A 19362-nucleotide genomic window follows, 5' to 3' on the forward strand; every position below is an offset into this window, starting at 1 on the left:
TTGATAGACCCCAATCTACACATAACTAATGATGACTTCTAATTCACCATTTATGTGATTATCTAAATCATCTGCTGTCATGATTAAATGATCGCCTTTTTCAACTTCAAATACATTACCATCTGTAATGATTTCTCCGCTTCCAGCTATCACGCTTACTAAGCAATAGTCTCTAGGTTTTCTAAAATTAAATGTCCCACTAATTTCCCACTTAGCAACTGTAAAGAAGTCGCTTTCGATTAATAATGTTCCTTTTTGGTCTTCATCATCAATCCTTTTAGGTGGTACATTTGGGCTTTGTGCACCGACAGTTATAACGTCGATACTCTTTTCTAAATGAAGTTCTCTTTTCTTGCCGTCTTTATCAATTCTGTCATAATCGTAAATTCTATAAGTTGTATCAGAATTTTGTTGTGTTTCTAGAATCATAATACCGCTACCTATTGCGTGAACTGTGCCACTAGGTACATAGAAGAAGTCGCCTTTTTCTACTTTTACGCGTTTAAATAAATGATCCCAATCTTCATTTTGTATAAATTCTTCTAATTGTTGTTTTGTATTTGCATATGTACCATATATAATTTCTGCATCTTCTTTAGCATCTATAATATACCAACATTCTGTCTTACCAAATTCACCGTTTTCATGTTCATGTGCATATGTATCATCAGGATGTACTTGTACTGATAGTTGATCATTTGCATCAAGAATCTTAGTTAATAATGGGAACTTTTCTTCTGTAGGATTACCGAAAAGTTCTGGGTGATTTAACCAAACTTCATCTAAAGTTTGCCCTTTATATGGTCCGTTTGCGATTTCGTTTGGCCCATTTACATGTGCAGATATCCCCCAACATTCACCGATTCGTCCTTCAGGCAGGTTATATCCCATATTTTCTAAATTTCTACCACCCCATATACGTTCTTTGAATACAGGCTTTAAAATTAATGGAGACATTCAATCATCCTTTTCTAATTGTTGTTATATATTGTATACCGCTTATTTTTATAATCGTTTTAATGTACCAATGGTGATTGTACCATAACGACACTATATTGTGGAATACTCATAACACAGATAGATTGAATTTATAACTATTAACAATTTTATAATTATTAAAATGTATAATACTATTTATTCAAATGAATATCTCCACCTGGTCCTAATGGAATGCCCAGTAAGAACCAAATAATCATGAATAACGGCCAAACTATACCTAACACAATTGAATATGGCATTAAACTTGAAATTAATGTACCTAGTTTCATATTTTTATCATATTTTTGAGCATATGAAAGTAATAATGGTAAGTATGGCATCATTGGTGTAATCGGATTTGTTATGGAATCACCGATACGATAAACCATTTGTGTAAATGCTGGATGATAACCTAATAACATAAACATTGGTATAAAGATTGGTGCCAATATTGCCCATTTAGCTGAAGCACTTCCGATTAACAGATTAATTAAACTACTTAGAATGATAAATCCAATAATCAAGATGACCCCATTTTGACCTTGTAATAATTCTGCACCTTTTACAGAAATGACAATACCTAGATTACTCCATTCTAAATATGCTAAAAGTTGAGCAGCAAAGAATACAATAACGATAAAGCTACCCATTGTGGACATGGAATCTGATAACATTTTTCCTAAATCTTTTGTATTTGAGATTTTCCCTGAAAGAATACCATATACAAAACCAGGCACGAAAAAGATAACTAAAATAATGATACCTACACCATCCATTAACGGTGCTTTATCAATTAAACTACCTGTCTTTGGATTTCTTAACCAGCCATTTTCAGGAATTGCTAAAGCAAGTAATAACGCTACAACAATAAAGAAACTAATATTCGCAAACTTCAATGCTTTACTTTCTTTTGCACTAATTTTATTATCATCACTTTGATCCTCAGAACCTTCATCAGGTTTGTATGTACCTAAACGCGGAATAACGACTTTCATACTGACATAATAAATAGATGGTAATAAGATGATTGTTGATGCTGCAATAAAATACCAGTTCATCGCAACATTTAAATTGATGTCTTTATCAATAATTTCAGCTGCTGGTTTCGTAAATGCATATACTAACGCATCACTCATACCTAACGTAACGTTCGCAGCAAATGCACCTAGTGCTGAGGCATAAGCCATCGCAAGTCCAGCAATCGGATGATAACCTAACTTTATAAAGACTAACGCTGTTAATGGTGGTAACACGACTGGTGCTGCATCTCCTGCAGCATTACCGATAATACCTACAAATATAATAATGGGAACAATAATTTTTCTAGGTGCTTTTTGAACAACTTGGATCATTAACTTATCAAAATAACCCGTCTTTTCAGCAACACCTATACCTAACATAACTGCTAGTACTAAGCCTAACGCAGGAAATTCTGAAAAATTCGTGATAGATTCACTAATAATTTTTCCAAAACCTTCTCTAGAAATTAAATTTGTAACTTCTACAGTCTTCCCAGTTGCAGGACTTTCAACTTTTATGTGAAATAATGAAATAAACCAAGACAGAAATATTAACGCTGCACATAAGAAGAAAAATAGTATACTCGGATCGGGTAATCTATTCCCTGCTCTTTCTATTAAATTTAGAAATCTATTAATGATTGAAACTTTTTCTTTTGTTTGATTCATATATTATCCTCCCATCAGTAAATTAAAAACAGTATATCAAACTGTGTTTAATTTTTGAAGGTTCTGATAATTTTACAAATGTTTTTATAACAAGTCTTTATATATATTTTTAAATCACATTTAAGTGTAAATTTGGCATCTTTTTTTAAGAATTAACATTGATAAAGTGCACCGTTGACCTTATACTAAGTATACAGATGATAAGTTGTAATAAATGTACTTCATTTTCGAATAGACATCATGCAATTTATTATTAACTGTAAGAAGTCTTTATATATGATTATGAAATGGAACGGATGGGGTTACATACCCTAAAGCGATAAGCCTCCTGAAGCTTATCGCTTTTAATTTTGCATAAAATAAAAAACTGCTATCATGTCTATGTTAGACATCAATAGCAGTTATCATCATCAAGTATTATTGTTCTGTTTTTTTAATATTACTGAGTACAACTTTTTCTACTTCTTCTAAATGAAATGCCATCTTATGTTGCGCGAGCTCTGCATTTTGAGATTTAATAGCTTCAAAAATTTCTTTATGCTCGTTATATAACTTCTCGATTGATTTACTTTTCGTATATAAATAAATCCTTCTCGTTTCTTTCATTGTATGTCTCATAATTTCAGATACATTTAACAATAATTGTTTAAGCATATCATTTTTAGCCGCTTCTACTACAGCTAAATGAAATTTCAAATCAGAAGCTTCTCCTAATTCATTGTCTTGAATGGCTTGTTTCATATCTTTTAATGCAGATTCAATAGCATGCAAGTCATCATCTGTTCTTTTTTCAGCTGCTAGTCTTGATACACCGACTTCAACAATTTTACGGACTTCTAGTAAATTTTCAATATCTTTAACGTCTCCATTGATTGCTTCGATATTAAAATAAACTTCTTCTCTTTCAACGATGAAAGTCCCTTGCCCGTGTTTAATTTCTACATAGCCCATTGCTCTTAACGCATTCAATGCTTCTCTTATCGTTGCTTGTCCTACCCCAAAACTTTCAGATAAAGCCTTTATAGATGGTAAGCGGTCTCCTATTTTCAAACGACCTTCATTAATATCTAATATGATGACATCTGCAACTTTTTCATATAATTTCTTGTTCGATATCTTCATTCTTCTTTCTCCACCTTGTTAAAATCATTAGTAGAGCAATTATATCATTTAAAATATATTTCATCTTAAAGAATTTAAATTATTGATGAAATTCTCTTTTAATACTTTCCATTGCTTCTTCTAATGTTGCACCTGTTGATAAAGATACACTTGCTAAAAATGCACCTTCTACAATGGGACCGTCTACTTTGTACAATTTATATTCGCCGTCATATAAGTCTAACGCCATTTCTAAATTCATTTCAGATGAACCGATATCATAAAATAATAATGCATCTTCAGTTAATGCATCAATTACTTCATTAACTGTATCGATACTTGTACCGATTCCACCTTCATTTGTCCCGCCTTTTGCGATTACTGTGACACTTGGAGACATTTGCTCCAATAATGCTTTTACACCTTGTGCGATATCGTTACTATGACTAATAATACCTATTGTCGCCATGTTTACACATCCTCACTTAAAGCTTTTAATACATATACCATACTTTGTGCACCAGGATCTATATGTCCAATAGAATCCTTTTTGAAATAGGCTGCTCTACCTTTAGTTGCTTCTAAATCTTTCGTATCTTCAGCGAACTGTTGCAACACATCTTCAGATAATGACTCTCCATTTGATAAATGATCTGAGGCTTTTAATAACACATCATACATTGTTTTTTCGCCACCTGATACTTTACCTCTAGCAGCAACTGCATCTTTAAAAGTATTAACATATTCTAATAAATTATCAGAAGTGATTTCGTCATAATCTAGACCTGCCATTTTAACAAAGCTAAATCCATATAGTGGACCTGATGCACCACCTACAGAACTCATTAAAGTCATGCCTGTAGATTTCAATACATCACTCACTGTATCTCCTGTAACTTTTTCGTCTACTGCTTTAAATCCGCGTAACATATTAACACCATGGTCTCCATCACCAATTGCTCTGTCTAATTGTGTTAAATTTTGTTCTTCTTGTTCAAACGTATGACTTAAAGCTTTAAGTTTGTTTAACAATGTTTCTGCGTTCATTTAAAATGCCTCCTATTTAAAATATTTACTTTCTGTCGGTGCGTTAAATGCTTCTTCAACTTCTTGTTGATAAGGCACTAATGTAATAGAAAATCCTTGCATATCTAATGCAGTCATATAATTGCCAACAAAGTATTTTTTAACATCTAATTCATTTTGTTCTGCATATTCATTAAAATAATGCGCGATGATTGCAAGTTCTGAATCTGGTGTCGCACCCATACCATTAATCATAACAATTAATGATTTATCAGAAACTTCCTTTTCAAGTTCATGCATTAAACGGTTAATGATTTTATCGATTGTTTCAATATTTTCTTGGTAAATACCACGTTCACCATGAATACCAATACCAATCTCCATTTTATTATCATCTAAATCAAATCCGTATTGACCAGTTGTTGGTACTAAACAAGGATAAATGGCCATTCCAATCGTTCTAATATTTTCAATAAATGATTCTACTTTTTCTTTAATAGCTGCTAAGTTATATCCATTATCAGATAGATAGCCGGCATACTTATGTACAAGAACTGTACCCGCTACACCTCTTCTATCTTGTTCATTTTCAATAGAAATATCATCACGTACGATAACGGATTGGCAAGAAATACCTTCCATTTCTGCCATCTCTTGCGCCATTTCAAAGTTCATAACATCTCCGGCATAGTTCTTAATGATTAATAAGACACCTTCATCAGTCGCGACATGTTTAATCGCTTCGAGAATTTTATCCGGTGTTGGAGAAGTAAAGACTTCACCACATACAGCTGCATCTAACATACCTTCAGCAACATAACCAGCATGTGCAGGTTCATGACCAGATCCACCACCAGAAACTAAAGCAACACCACTCTTTTTAACATTTTTACGAACGACAACATTGTCGCTAATAATTTCAACTGAGTTATCCATCACTTCGATTCCCTTAAGCATATCCGCTACAAAGTTTGTTTTTTCATTCATTAATTTCTTCATATAATGACCTCCCGTTGAATTCTATGTTTTCTATTCCATTATAAAACGTTTAGATAGGTAAGCGTTAACAATATGAGTTAATAAGAAATGATAATTTGGGAATGAGCTTGTATGTAGGGCTTACGGACAGAATTCCGAATAATGTCCCTAACGAGGGTGCTTACGGACAGAATTCCGAATAATGTCCCTAACATGGGCGCTTACGGACAGCGTTCTTATTACCACTATTCCGAATTCTGGTAGTTACATTCCCACACACAAATAAAAAATCCGAGACAACATGCTTTGTCTCGGATTCCCACTCTTATTCTTCTATTAGATATACTCTTGTTTCAAATGGTTCTAATATGTTTGTATCTTCTATCGTTGTATAGTTGTGTAATAATAACTTACTTTTTTCTAAATTGAGTGGATATGTGATACTAGCTTTCTCGCCTGTTAAGTTACTCATAATAATAACTTCTTCGTTATCTAATACGCGCTTATAGCTATAAATTTGTTTATGATCTTTATCGACTAGTTCGTATTTACCGTAATTAAACACGTCGTAATCTTTTTTCAATTGAATCAAACGCTTATAATAATTTAATACAGAATGTTCATCTTCTAACTGATCTGCTACGTTGATTGTTTTGTAATTTGGATTTACGTGGAACCATGGTTCTGTTGTTGAAAATCCTGCATACGCACGATTATCCCATTGCATCATTGTACGAGAATTATCTCTATTTACTTTACTCAAATTATTTAATAAAGATGATGCATCTTCTCCATTTTGTTCTTTCAATTTAATTTCATTTTTAACAGAAACATCATTAAAATCTTCTAATGATTCAAACGGATAGTTTGTCATCCCTATTTCTTGTCCTTGATAAATAAATGGTGTGCCCTTTTGTAAGAAATAATTTGTCGCATGACTTGTTGCACTTTCATACCAATAATGCTCATCATCTCCCCAAGTTGAAACGAGTCTTGGTTGATCATGATTTTCGATAAATAGCGCATTCCAGCCAACTCCTTCAAGTTGGTCTTGCCATTTAGACATAATATTTTTATATTGTATAACATCAAATCCGCTATCTTCAGTATTCCATAATCCTAAATGTTCGAACTGAAAAATCATATTAAATATACCATTATCAAAGCCTACCCAATCATTCGCATCATCAGGACTGACACCATTTGCTTCTCCTACTGTCATAATGTCATATTTATTGAATGTTTCATCTCTCAATTCACGTAAATGATTTAATATACCTGGTCTGTTTGTATAGCGTTCAAATGCCGCTTTATACTGTTCATCACCTGGCTCGACTGGTATATCGCCATCTTCAAATGATTTTTGAATATGTGTAATTGCATCTACGCGGAAACCATCGATACCTTTATCAAACCACCAGTTAATCATATTATATAATTCAGAGCGAACCGCTTCATTCTCCCAATTTAAATCTGGTTGTTTTTTACTGAAAATATGCAAGTAGTATTCATCTGTTTCTTCAGTTTTTTCCCAAGCCGAACCGTTGAAAATACTTCCCCAGTTATTAGGTTCTTTGCCGTCTTTTCCTTCTTGCCATATGTACCAATCTCTTTTAGGATTGTCTTTACTCGATTTAGACTCGATAAACCATGGATGTTCATCTGATGTATGATTGATGACTAAATCCAATATGAGTTTCATACCTTTATCGTGCGTCTCTTTTAAAAGTAATTCGAAGTCTTCCATCGTACCAAACTCATCCATAATATCTTGATAATCACTAATATCATAGCCATTATCATCATTCGGTGATTTAAATATTGGTGAAACCCAAATCACATCTATACCTAGATCTTTCAAATAATCTAACTTTTCTCTAATACCATTTATGTCACCAATACCATCATTGTTAGAATCATTAAAACTTCTAGGATAAACTTGATAACATACCGCTTCTTTCCACCAAATTCGTTCCTCCATCATTCAGTCACCTCTTATTTTATCGTTGATTTTCTCTCTATTATATCTGTTGGAATAATCGTATTTTTTCTTAAAATATTAGGATTCTCAATCAGTTTAATTAAAGCTATACCCGCTTCCTCACCTAAATGTTCAGGATAAATATTCACGACCGTTTGAGGTGGTGAAGCAAAAGTATTAATAAATGAATCATTAAAAGTTGCTGTCATCACTTCATCTGGCACACTTATATTAAGTTCATATAATGCACTTAATAAATTAATATTGATCATGCTATCTGATGTAATAATCGCTGTAGGGAAAGTCGCACTTTCTTTCATTTCTTTAATGATTGCTAATATTTCATCTCTGTTAGGATTTGCATGGTAAATTTCATATTGGTTGATACCATGTTTATCGCAAGCTTTCTTAAAGCCTTCTACCCTGTCTAATGCAACAGCATATGAATCTGGTTCAGCTATAAAAGCTAAATGTTTATGCCCTTTATCAATCATAAATTCAGTTATCATTTGACTTGCTTCGACATTATCATTGTCGATATGAATAATTTCTCTTTCGCCTAGTTGTTTACCTACAACAACAAACGGAAATTGATATTTTTTGAGTAGTTGTGTAACCGGATCATTTTCTTTTGAGTAAAGCATAATAAAGCCATCTATCGATTTAGATTTAATGAGATTTTCTACTTCAACTAATAAGTCAGCTTGTTCAACCGACGTTGTCATAATCGTTGAATATTCTCTTTGTTTACAAGCTATTGATATCCCCATCAGAACATCTGTAAAGAATGGGTTTTGCGTCATTTCTTTAGAAGCTGATTTTAAAATTAAACCAATCGTTTTAGATTTTTGTGTTACAAGTGTTCTCGCGGCAATATTAGGTTGATAGCCCAATTGCTTCATCACAGCTTTAACTTTCTTTGATGTCTTTTCACTTATACTTTTATGTCCACTAATTACTCTTGATACTGTTGATGGTGCAACATTTGCTTCTTTCGCAACATCTTTTATTGTAACCACGAGATCACTCCTTTATTATCCTTTTGTAGCACCTGCCGTTAAACCAGTCACTAAGTATCTTTGTAATAATAAGAATACTATTGAGATTGGAATTGCAATCATCATTGCTCCAGCAGCAAATACTGTAAAGTTGTTTCCGAATTTATCATTTATAAAATTAAATAGTCCGACTGCTAGTGTGTATTTTTCAGGACTTCTTAATAAAATTCTTGGCAGAATAAAGTCCATAAATGGTCCCATAAAATTAAATAAAGCAACAACTGCTAGAATCGGTTTAGCTAACGGTAACATAATTGTGAAAAATATTCTCATATGTCCTGCACCATCTATTTTAGCAGATTCATCTAATTCTTTAGGAATTGTATCGAAATATCCTTTTACTAAGAAAGCATTCATCGGAATGGAACCACCTATATAAATTAAAGTAAGACCGAATAATGAATCTAATAAGCCTATTGTATTTAATAAGATATAAATTGCTACCATTGCCATCAATACCGGGAACATTTGTAAAATTAAAAATGCAATTAGTCCGTATTTTCTGCCGACAAAACGATATCTTGAAAATGCATATGACGTTAAACCAACAAAGATTACTGAGAATAGCGCATTAGCCGTTGCCACGATTAATGTATTCTTATACCAAGTGAGATAATCACTCGATGGATCAGTTAGTAAATAAATATAATTTTTCAAAGATGCATCTTTCGGAATCATAGAAGAACCATAAAGATTGGAACCTGAGTTAAGTGATAACCCTAAAGTCCACAGTAATGGATAAATAATGATAATAAACATAATAATCAAAATGCCATACATGATAATCGCTCTTAATATATTTTTATTCTTCTTATTCATTAAATATCCCCCTCATCTTTAAAAGTACTTGTCTTTCTAAATTGTAAGAATGCAATAATGGCAATAAACACACCGATAATTAATGAAATCGTTGCAGCCATATTATAATTTTGCATATCAAATGTTAATCGATAAACCCATGAAATTAAGATATCTGTACTACCTGCATTCTGACCAGAAACAGGTGGACCACCTTTATTAAATAAGTAAATTAAATTAAAGTTATTAAAGTTTCCTGCGTATTGCATAATTAATAATGGTGCAGTCGCAAATAAAATATGTGGAAACGTAATATTTCTAAATTTTTGCCAACTTGATGCGCCGTCCATATCTGCCGCTTCGTACCAATCTGATGAAATACTTTGTAGAACACCAGTGAATAAAGCGAATACAAATGGGAATCCAAGCCATACTTGAATTAAAATTAAAGCAACCTTTGCCCAGAATGGATCATTTAACCATGCTGGTGCAATACCGAATAATGGTTGTAGGATATCATTATTAATCGAACCAAAATCATCATTAAAAATGGCCGCAAAGATTAATATTGTCACAAACGATGGAACTGCCCAAGGTAAGATTAATACTGTTCTAATAAGCTTTTTAAATCTAATAAGTGGATGATTAACAATAATAGCGAGTAATAACGCTAACGCGATTTGTAAAGTAGTCGCTACTAAAGTCCAAACAATCGTCCAAGTTAATACGTTAAAGAATGTTGTCTTCCAAATAGGTACTGTAACTAATGATTTAAAGTTATCAAATCCTACCCATTCTAATAAATGTCTAGGCGGTGCATTATATAAATTATAATTTGTAAAAGCTAAAAAACACATGAATAAAAGTGGAAATACGACAACAAATATTAATAAAAAGATACCTGGTGATATTAATAAATATGGGAAAGTCTTATCCCATGTCGCCGTCATTCGACCTTTACGATCTTTAATTTCAAATCCTTTATTATATTGATCTGCATTACGATAAGCATCTATGATATTCACGACATATAAAGTGATCGCAAATGCAATTAATAATAACGAAATGATACCTTGTGCTAATAGAACTCTTGAATCATCTAATTTAGGAACTGTACCTAAAGTGAATAATCCCCAGAATCCAATATTCATAAATTGATAAAATACTGAAATGAAACTAATAAAAAATACGATAAATATACTACCTTTTATATATCTTTTATTATAGAATTGGCCAATACCTGGAATAATCGATAGCATGGCTGCTAATTTTGGATTTCTCATTTTCACACCTTCTTTTATTTTTTAGATGCATTCATAATTTCTACTTGTTCATCAATACCGTTTTTCGCTTCATCAAGTGCTTCTTTAGGGTCTTTACCGTTGGACATAAATGTCGCTGCATTTCCCATCGGATCCCATACTTGACTCATCTCCGGAATATTTGGCATTGGAATAGCATTTTGAGCTTGTTCTTCATATGGCTTTAATAATTTATTTTTAGAAGAGACGTCTGTACGACCTGTAATTTCTTGCATTTCATCTGTATATTTCTGCATATTATCTTTATTTGTTAAATACAGCATTAAGTTTTTAGCCCAGTATTTCTCTTCACTATATTCGGATATAAACCAACCTCTTACCCCTAGGAATGGTTTCATTTCTTTACCATTATCAGTTGGGAATGTTGCTGTACCGAAATCATCGCCAAGTGCTTCTTTAAACTCATTCGTTTGCCAAGGACCTGTTACAAACATGCCTACTTTACCTTCTTTAAAAAGTCCTACAATTACATCTTGATTAGCTGACTTCGTAATATAACCTTTGTCATACCATGATTGTAATCTCTCTCCATTTTTCACGACAGATGGATCATTTACTGCTACATCATTTGTATTAAATCCATCTTTTTCTTCTTTAAATATGTATCCGCCTTGTGAGAATAAAAATGGATAATTAAAGTAGAAGTTCTTTGCATCAAACATAAATCCATATTGCTTTTTATCTTTGTCAGTTACATCTTTTGCGATTTTTTCAACATCATCCATCGTCTTTGGTGGTGTCTTAACGAGTTTCTTGTTATAGACAACAGCCGTTGATTCTACGATAACGGGTAATGCTAACTGTTTACCTTCATAATTTAAAGCTTGTAATGCTTCTTTGGAATAACCTTTTAATTCTTCATCTGTAAAATCAATTTCTGCCGCTAATCCTTGTAAATAAGCATCTCCTGCACGGTCATGCGGTTGAAAGAATAAGTCAGGTCCATTACCTGAAGGACCATCAAGTGACAAGTTATCTACTTGATCATCTTGAGCTGTATTTTTAAGAATGACTTTAATACCTGTCTTTTTTGTATAATCTTCTGTTACTTTCTTATAAAAAGCCATTTGTCTATCGCCATCTACCCACATCGTAAGTGACTTAGGTTTGGCTGTTTTTTCATCATCATTCAGTGCTTTATCAATATCTTCTTGCGTTCGATTAGGACCACAACTTGCAAGCAATAATGTCACGAGTAATATTGAGCAAATTTTTATTAAATGTTTCATCTAATCCCCTTCTTTCATTAATTGTTAATTCACTCAATCAATTAATTTTTTATTTTTTCTCCAGTTTCTTTATCAAAGAAGTGACATTTATTTAAATCTAATGCGAGCTCAATTTCTTCATTTGGATGAATCACTGTTCTAGCATCTAACTTGGCGCAAATTTCTTCATCGTTAAATAATCCGTGAATCATAATTTCAGAACCTAATAATTCACTAACAAGTACTTTAGTCTTGAAGGTTACATCCTTATTAGCATTGATAAATACAGGTTCATCATGAATGTCTTCTGGTCGAATACCGAATCGTATCGTCTTGCCATCATAGCCATTATGATTAAGCATGCGTGCTTTACTTTCATTTAATTTAATCACTTGTTTGCCAATCACTAACTCGTCTTTATTAACTTTTGCGTCAAAAATATTCATTGCAGGTGATCCAATGAATTGGGCAACAAATTCATTTTCTGGTGCATCATATACTTCACGTGGTGTACCTATTTGCATAATATCGCCATCTTTTAAGACAACAATACGTGTTGCCATCGTTAAAGCTTCTGTTTGGTCATGTGTGACATAAATCGTTGTAGTTTGTAATCGTTCATGCAACTTTAATATTTCTGTTCTCATTTGAACTCTTAATTTCGCGTCTAAATTAGATAAAGGCTCATCCATTAAGAATACTTTCGCATCCCTTACAATTGCTCGACCTAATGCAACCCTTTGTCTTTGACCACCTGATAAAGCTTTAGGTTTTCTTGGCAAATATTCCTTCAATCCAAGAATTTCAGCTGCGTATTGAACCCTTTTATCTATTTCTTTTTTATTCATTTTTCGTAGTTTAAGACCAAATGCCATATTGTCATATACTGTCATATGTGGGTATAAAGCATAATTTTGAAAGACCATTGCGATATCTCTATCTTTCGGTGCGACATCATTCATTCTTCGATCATCAATTAAAAAATTTCCTGATGTAATGTCTTCTAATCCTGCGATCATTCTCAAAGTTGTAGACTTTCCACACCCTGATGGACCAACGAAAACAATAAACTCTTTATCTTTTATATGTAAGTTAAAATCATGTACTACAGTATTACCTTTGTCGTAAGTCTTCTTTATATTCTCTAATTTCATTTCAGCCATAGATAAACCCTCCATAATTGTAATCGCTTTCAAAATTTAATATAGATTTATCATATGTGTAAAAAGTTAAAAAGTCAACAATTTTATGCAAACGATTGCTTTAATAATTCGCGACAATATAAACCATTTATTTTCAAAAGAAAGCCTTTACACGCAAACGATTGTATTTTTTTGAGTTGAACCTCTTGCAATTATAGTACATAGGGTGTACTATACTCTTTGTATTAAGTACAGGAGGTGTACTAATTATGGAAGAAGAATTAAAAAAAGCTTTTAACCTATTCCAAGAATCCATCATTAATATACACAGTGAAGTTGCAAAGATTTTAAATAATTCTGGGTTAGATGAAGTTGTTTCTAAAGAACAATATCAAACTTTAAAAATTATTAAAGATTTTCCTAGATGCACATACAGTTTTATTGCTGCTAAACAAGGCGTCTTTAAGACTGCTATATCAAACAGGATTAATAAATTAAAGCATCTAGACCTCATTGCTATTCAGCAAGGCGAAGATAAGAGAGAGAAATCTGTTTTGCTAACAGATAAAGGTTTAGAACTTGTAAAGCGTACTGAAGATGTTATTTACGAAACATTTAATCGTAAATTGTCTTCTCACTTTTCAAACGAAGAGATTATAACGTTTGTTAAACAATTAGAGAAAGCTAATAAACTTATAACAGGAAAGGACAATGTTAATCATGTTTGATGATATAAAAAATTTATGGACACATAAGTTTCTACTCGTATCACTTATAGCAATTATGCTTATTCCACTTATTTATAGTTCAGTATTTGTAGGTTCTTTATGGGATCCATACGGAAAGACGGATTCATTAAAGATATCTGTAGTGAATAGCGATAACGGTGGAAAAATCAATGGTGAAAAGGCAGACATCGGTAAAGACGTAGTAGATAAATTAAAAGACAATGATAAATTTAAATGGGAATTTGTTTCTCAAGAAACTGCAGACAAACATTTAGAACATGGTGAATCTTATGCTGTCATTTCAATACCAGCTGAAACGACTAAAAATGCAGGTTCTATGTTAGATAAAAATCCTAAAAAAATCGACTTAAATGTCAAAACGAACCCTGGTTATAGTTACACTGGTTCACAAATCGCATCTAAAGCTATTACAGCTGTTGAAGATAATTTAAGTGAATCTGTTCGTGAGAAATACATTTCAGAATCATTTAAAGGTATGAATAAATTAACAGATGGTTATAAAGATACTTCTAAAGCACTTGGACAAATGTCAGATGCAGAATCTCAACTGATTGATGGTAATAAACAAGTTGAATCTGGATTAGAACAACTTGCTCCAATGGCTGGCGCAGAAGGACAACAACTTTTACAAGGCAGTATGAAAGTATCTCAAGGTTTAAGTGATTTACAAGCTAACAATGACAAATTAAAAGCAAATATTGATAAAGCTATTAAGCAATCAGATGATAAATACTTTGAAGATAAAAATGTTAAAGCAATCAATAATCCAGTCGTATCAAACGAAGATGATTTAACAGAAGTTAATAACTATGGTCAAAGCTTTGCACCATATATCCTATCATTAAGTTTATATGTAGGTGCAGTTGCATTCTCAGCAGTTTACCCTATTGATAAACGAATTGGTGATTCTACGGGATTCAAATGGTGGTTAAGTAAGTTTGCAATATTCATGATGCAAGCTTTAGGATCAGCATTAGCATTAGCGGTACTATGTTTATACGGATTTGAAATTGATATCGCTAATCCAGGACACTTCACTTTAACACTCATCTTATGGAGTATTGCAGCATATATGATTGTGACATTCCTAACAGTTGTATTAGGTAATATCGGTAAATTCTTAGCGATTATACTATTAATCTTACAATTAGGATCAAGTGAAGGTACATTCCCAATAGAATTATCAGGTAAGTTCTTCCAAGACTTACACCCATTCTCTCCAATGAGTTATGTAATTAAAGCATTAAGAGAGAATATCTTTAACTTCACTAGTGACGTAACTTATGGACAATCAATGCTTATAATCGGACTTATCGCAATTGTATTCGCAGCACTAACATTACTTGTATATGTAATACGTTCTAAATATCCACACTTAAGACGTATCGCAAACGAAAACGACTATTAAGATGTAGAAAAGCACAACCTCTCGTGAGGTTGTGCTTTTTTTGTAGTTTATTTTAAGTAGTGACGGCGCCGTTAGTTACAGTTGTTGCGACTTTTGTAATTAACGCAGCCGTTATGAACAAGTTTGACCAGAAGTGTTCGTAATGTCATCTCTAATAATACTCTTAATATTCTATTACTATTTTACCAATACTTTTTCCTTCTTCTATTAAACGATGTGCTTCTGTAATTGTTTCTACACTTAATCCTTTTAGTGTCTTATTTACTGTCGTTTTAATCGTTCCTCTATCCAATAAATATGTTAACTTTCTTAAATATTCATGATGTGCGATCATGTCGTCTGTTTCATATTTTGGTCTAGTAAACATAAACTCAAATGAGAATGTCACACTTTTATCTTTTAATAAATTTAAATCTACTTTATCCATAAAATTAACAAGTGCTACGATTTTTCCTCTTGGCTTAATCATTTCTGCCATGACATTAAAGTATGCATCGCTACTATGTGTATTAAAGATATAATCTACTTGATTAATTTTATGTGCTCTTAATTCATCTGGTAAGTGGTGTTTATGATTGAGCACGATGTCAGCACCCATTTTCTCTGACCATCTTCTTGTTTCTTTACGAGATGCTGTCGTGATAACTGTTAGCCCCAAATGCTTCGCAATTTGAGTTGCGACAGAACCTACACCACCTGCACCATTAATAATTAGTAACTTCTTATCTTTATTATCTTCCGGGTTAGATGAAATGTTTAGTCCTTCTAATAATGCTTCAAATGACGTTAGTGCAGTTAAAGGTAAAGCTGCTGATTCAACGTAAGATAAGTGTTCTGGTTTAATGCTAACAAGTCGTTCATCAACTAATTGATACTCTGCATTCGACCCTTGTTTCGTATTTGTGCCAGAATAATATACTTCATCACCTACGTGGAATAATTCTACTTCTTCTCCAACCGCTTCTACGACACCTACTGCATCATACCCTAATATTTTAAATTCCCCATCAGATGTATTTCTTGATTTCGTATCTATAGGATTTATACTCGCAGCCTTCACATTCACTAAAATATTTCTTCCTTTAGCTTCTGGAACTGGTATATCTCTTTCTTCAAATTCATTTGATACTTTCAAATCAAAACTGTTACTAAACCCAATTGCTTTCATCTAAAAGTCACCTCTTGTTTATAAATGTTTATGATAATAGTTATGTTCATCATCGATTTGCATGCCTAATTTTTGATATAAACGATTACCAGCTATATTTGATTTTTCGGTTTCTAAATATATTGTCTCATATCCATTTTCTTTCCCATAAGTAAATGCTTGATTCATTAATTGCTCACCAATTCGTTGACCTCTCGCATCTGCTGTTAAAAATAAATCATTAATAATAAGTAGGTTTGACATTTTCATCGATGACAACATCTTGTATAGTTGTACAAATCCTATCACTTGCTCATTCGCTTCAGCTATAAATATAACAGCATCTTCACGAGAAACATTTCTATATATAAATTCATACGTCGCCTTTATATCTGATTGTTGACCAAAATGAACACGATAGTCATCAAATACAGCAACAACTTTCTCTATCTCATTGAGTTGTAATCTTCGAATATTCAATCCATCACCTCATTTATTATTATCGGTCTCCCATTACAGTTTTAGTATCAGCTTTTGCTTTCGGACGAACGACAAGTTCCCCATTACATTTTGGACATACATAATATAAATTTTCCGCACATTCTCTACAGTATGTTGTTTCTTGTACACATATAAAAGCATTACTTTTCTTATGAAATTCATATCCGCATTTTTCGCAATTTGGTTTCATCTCTAAAGCCATTTCTATCACTCCATAAAAATATGTTAGTATATACATAATTATCATATCACTTTTAAGTACATAAAATGAATTTTAAGGTGTGATTCTATGGAAAAAGAATTCGTAGGTAAATGTGCAAAATGCCAAACAGATATTTATTGTAATAGTGGCTTTATAGAAGGTGTTGTGCAAGAAGACAAAGCATTATTATGCTTTGACTGTTCTAATGAAAAAGAGAGAAAAGAAACTTAAACGTTTCTTTTCTCTCAATATTTTTATACGCCTTGATCTAATTTATCTAACATTGATTTCATCAACTTAATTTGACCAGTATGATAATTCGTGTGCAATATGCCAAATGAAATTGTTTCTGCAAAAGTATCCATATTTGCTATCGGTGCTTTTCTTGATTTGTCCATTTGTTCATCAAGTGCATTTAATATTCTTTCTAGTTGTTGATTTAATATACCTTTTAATTCTTGGAAAGTTGGTTCTACACCTGTAAAATCTTGTGGTGAAGTACCTGGTGAGAATGATTTACCTAACTTTTCACCGAGTATATTACCTTCTTCACTTGTACCAAAGACAAATGATTCATTTGCCACAATTACGTGACCAAGTTGCCATTTAATATTGTTTTTCTCTAACTCCAGTTGAAAATCCGCTTGTTTCTCATCTATATCTTTGACAACATCAGATAACATACTATAAGAAATTCGGAACTGTGATTCTATCATTTCAATTCCCTCCGTTTTTACTCAGTAATTGCAAAATAATTACCTTGCTTATCATGAAAATTAAATACTCTACCCTCAGGCATTTCTATAATATCATGACCAGTTAATCCTTGTTCTTTTAACGACTTATATAATTCATCAAAATTCGAAGCTTTAAACATTAAAGAAGGTGTTTCTAAACTCACTTCAGGACTGTACTTTTCAATAAAAGCTTTATCAAATAATACAAATGACGTTTCAGCCTCTTCACTAGGTGCAATTTCTACAGACTTGAAACCTTCAGGCAACTCATCTTCTGACTTCACAACAAAGTTCATTACATCTTTCCAAAATTCAACAGCCTTTTCTTGATCATCAACGTATAACATGACTTGATGTAACTTTTCAATCATATATATCACCTTCATTCATTTATTACATTTAGAATACGCTATATATGATTCAAGTGCAAAAATAACAAAGTTTAATTTTACTCTGCATCCTTTTCATAAACCATGATGTCACCAGGCTGACAATCCAAGTATTCACAAATTGCTTCTAGCGTACTAAATCTAACCGCTTTAGCTTTTCCAGTCTTTAAAATAGATAAATTTGCAATCGTAATATCTACCTCTTGAGCAAGTTCAGTCAGAGAAACATGTCTCTCTTTTAATATTTCATCTAATTTAATTTTTATCATCTTGTCACCCTTAAACAGTCAAATCATGTTCTTCTTTCATTGATTCAGATTCATTATAAATTGTTAAGAAGTTTAACATCATTAAAGAGATACTCAGCAATAATACCGTTGTATAAGGAGTAGTACTTAATAATTCTTTATATGTGACGTCAACACCAATTAAACTCTTCATTGAGTTTAATGTACCATATACCATAATAATGATTGAAGAAAAGAATATTTTATTATAATTTCCTGAATTAAAGAAATCCTTTTTGTTGATGTTCTTTATAAAGCTCAACACGAATATAAAGAAAGCAATTAACAACAGTGCTTGAATAATAAAACATATCATGTAGTATAATACGCCACTCTTTATATCAAATGCAGTACTCAAAGGTACTTTTCTAAAGAAAACCACAAGATTAACAACTACTAACAAAGCATGTATGATCATCGCTATTAATGTAATCAAATAACTACGTTTTTCAGTATTACTAATTTTACTCATCGAAATCTCACCCTTTTATCGTTTTTCAATAAAAGTTTAACACCTTTTTTATTGTTTATCAATAAAAATTATCGTTTTTCGATAAAAATGAGTCATATATTTATAATTCTCATCCGCGTTGTGTTTTATTCGATTTTAACTTATACTCTCAGTAACAGTCTTTACTGTAATTTTACACTAGAGAGGAAGA

The 19362-nt window shown here is 32.2% G+C and carries 22 protein-coding genes; 3 read left to right on the forward strand and 19 right to left on the reverse strand.

Features of this window, described 5'->3' with window-relative positions; all coding sequences use genetic code 11:
* Positions 1-15 precede the first annotated feature (15 nt).
* The 12 genes from manA to LQ693_RS02940 all read right to left on the reverse strand — a co-directional run bounded on the left by manA (position 16) and on the right by LQ693_RS02940 (position 13301).
* Positions 16-957, reverse strand: coding sequence for a mannose-6-phosphate isomerase, class I (manA, locus tag LQ693_RS02885; RefSeq protein ID WP_107572794.1), 942 nt, complete (start codon positions 955-957; stop codon positions 16-18).
* Positions 958-1130: 173 nt separating this feature from the next.
* Positions 1131-2666, reverse strand: coding sequence for an AbgT family transporter (locus LQ693_RS02890; RefSeq protein WP_103360693.1), 1536 nt, complete (start codon positions 2664-2666; stop codon positions 1131-1133).
* Between the two features lie 417 nt (positions 2667-3083).
* The gene (locus LQ693_RS02895; RefSeq protein WP_025906426.1) at positions 3084-3788 is read right to left on the reverse strand and encodes a FadR/GntR family transcriptional regulator; all 705 of its coding nucleotides are present in this window, start codon (positions 3786-3788) and stop codon (positions 3084-3086) included.
* A gap of 79 nt (positions 3789-3867) precedes the next feature.
* Positions 3868-4236, reverse strand: a complete 369-nt coding sequence (gene dhaM, locus LQ693_RS02900; protein ID WP_025906428.1) for a dihydroxyacetone kinase phosphoryl donor subunit DhaM — start codon at positions 4234-4236, stop codon at positions 3868-3870.
* Between the two features lie 2 nt (positions 4237-4238).
* Complete coding sequence (gene dhaL, locus LQ693_RS02905; protein WP_103360694.1) at positions 4239-4814, reverse strand: dihydroxyacetone kinase subunit DhaL; 576 nt, start codon at positions 4812-4814, stop codon at positions 4239-4241.
* Positions 4815-4826: 12 nt separating this feature from the next.
* Complete coding sequence (dhaK, locus tag LQ693_RS02910; protein ID WP_025906431.1) at positions 4827-5792, reverse strand: dihydroxyacetone kinase subunit DhaK; 966 nt, start codon at positions 5790-5792, stop codon at positions 4827-4829.
* Between the two features lie 304 nt (positions 5793-6096).
* Positions 6097-7752 carry an alpha-glucosidase gene (locus LQ693_RS02915; protein WP_103360733.1) on the reverse strand — a complete coding sequence of 552 codons (1656 nt, stop codon included), beginning with the start codon at positions 7750-7752 and terminating at the stop codon, positions 6097-6099.
* A 14-nt stretch (positions 7753-7766) separates the two neighbouring features.
* Complete coding sequence (locus LQ693_RS02920; protein ID WP_103360695.1) at positions 7767-8771, reverse strand: LacI family DNA-binding transcriptional regulator; 1005 nt, start codon at positions 8769-8771, stop codon at positions 7767-7769.
* Positions 8772-8786: 15 nt separating this feature from the next.
* Positions 8787-9629: a sugar ABC transporter permease gene (locus LQ693_RS02925; protein ID WP_025906438.1), complete on the reverse strand. Its 843-nt coding sequence runs from the start codon at positions 9627-9629 to the stop codon at positions 8787-8789.
* Positions 9629-10897 carry a sugar ABC transporter permease gene (locus tag LQ693_RS02930; protein WP_103354225.1) on the reverse strand — a complete coding sequence of 423 codons (1269 nt, stop codon included), beginning with the start codon at positions 10895-10897 and terminating at the stop codon, positions 9629-9631. The genes LQ693_RS02925 and LQ693_RS02930 overlap by 1 nt, the downstream gene beginning before the upstream one ends.
* 8 nt (positions 10898-10905) lie before the next feature.
* Complete coding sequence (locus tag LQ693_RS02935) at positions 10906-12159, reverse strand: extracellular solute-binding protein (RefSeq protein ID WP_107565845.1); 1254 nt, start codon at positions 12157-12159, stop codon at positions 10906-10908.
* A 41-nt stretch (positions 12160-12200) separates the two neighbouring features.
* On the reverse strand, positions 12201-13301 hold the full coding sequence (locus tag LQ693_RS02940; RefSeq protein ID WP_025906444.1) for an ABC transporter ATP-binding protein: 1101 nt from the start codon (positions 13299-13301) through the stop codon (positions 12201-12203).
* A 248-nt stretch (positions 13302-13549) separates the two neighbouring features.
* On the opposite strand from LQ693_RS02940, the gene LQ693_RS02945 reads away from it, so the two are divergent.
* Both LQ693_RS02945 and LQ693_RS02950 read left to right on the forward strand, forming a co-directional pair.
* Positions 13550-14008, forward strand: coding sequence for a MarR family winged helix-turn-helix transcriptional regulator (locus LQ693_RS02945; protein WP_103360699.1), 459 nt, complete (start codon positions 13550-13552; stop codon positions 14006-14008).
* Complete coding sequence (locus LQ693_RS02950) at positions 14001-15437, forward strand: YhgE/Pip domain-containing protein (RefSeq protein WP_025906449.1); 1437 nt, start codon at positions 14001-14003, stop codon at positions 15435-15437. The genes LQ693_RS02945 and LQ693_RS02950 overlap by 8 nt, the downstream gene beginning before the upstream one ends.
* Positions 15438-15600: 163 nt before the next feature.
* Here the strand turns inward: LQ693_RS02950 and LQ693_RS02955 are convergent, their stop codons facing one another.
* The 3 genes from LQ693_RS02955 to LQ693_RS02965 are packed head-to-tail and all read right to left on the reverse strand — an operon-like array spanning position 15601 to position 17287.
* A complete protein-coding gene (locus tag LQ693_RS02955; protein WP_107565193.1) occupies positions 15601-16605 on the reverse strand; it encodes a zinc-binding alcohol dehydrogenase family protein in 1005 nt (334 codons plus the stop codon).
* An 18-nt stretch (positions 16606-16623) separates the two neighbouring features.
* Complete coding sequence (locus LQ693_RS02960; RefSeq protein WP_037589001.1) at positions 16624-17064, reverse strand: GNAT family N-acetyltransferase; 441 nt, start codon at positions 17062-17064, stop codon at positions 16624-16626.
* Positions 17065-17083: 19 nt separating this feature from the next.
* Entirely contained in the window at positions 17084-17287 is a 204-nt protein-coding gene (locus LQ693_RS02965; RefSeq protein ID WP_025906452.1) for a DUF1272 domain-containing protein, read from the reverse strand.
* An 87-nt stretch (positions 17288-17374) separates the two neighbouring features.
* On the opposite strand from LQ693_RS02965, the gene LQ693_RS02970 reads away from it, so the two are divergent.
* On the forward strand, positions 17375-17518 hold the full coding sequence (locus LQ693_RS02970; protein WP_182461805.1) for a hypothetical protein: 144 nt from the start codon (positions 17375-17377) through the stop codon (positions 17516-17518).
* 23 nt (positions 17519-17541) lie between these two features.
* On the opposite strand, the gene LQ693_RS02975 is transcribed toward LQ693_RS02970, so the two are convergent.
* From LQ693_RS02975 to LQ693_RS02990, 4 genes are all read right to left on the reverse strand, one after another.
* Positions 17542-18003, reverse strand: a complete 462-nt coding sequence (locus LQ693_RS02975; RefSeq protein WP_107565192.1) for a DinB family protein — start codon at positions 18001-18003, stop codon at positions 17542-17544.
* Positions 18004-18020: 17 nt separating this feature from the next.
* Positions 18021-18392 carry a VOC family protein gene (locus LQ693_RS02980; protein WP_107565198.1) on the reverse strand — a complete coding sequence of 124 codons (372 nt, stop codon included), beginning with the start codon at positions 18390-18392 and terminating at the stop codon, positions 18021-18023.
* 80 nt (positions 18393-18472) lie between these two features.
* A complete protein-coding gene (locus LQ693_RS02985; protein ID WP_025906456.1) occupies positions 18473-18682 on the reverse strand; it encodes a helix-turn-helix domain-containing protein in 210 nt (69 codons plus the stop codon).
* Between the two features lie 10 nt (positions 18683-18692).
* The gene (locus tag LQ693_RS02990; RefSeq protein WP_107565191.1) at positions 18693-19172 is read right to left on the reverse strand and encodes a hypothetical protein; all 480 of its coding nucleotides are present in this window, start codon (positions 19170-19172) and stop codon (positions 18693-18695) included.
* Positions 19173-19362: the final 190 nt, after the last annotated feature.

The sequence above is a fragment of the Mammaliicoccus sp. B-M6 genome, assembly GCF_022386965.1.
Taxonomy (GTDB): domain Bacteria; phylum Bacillota; class Bacilli; order Staphylococcales; family Staphylococcaceae; genus Mammaliicoccus; species Mammaliicoccus sciuri_A.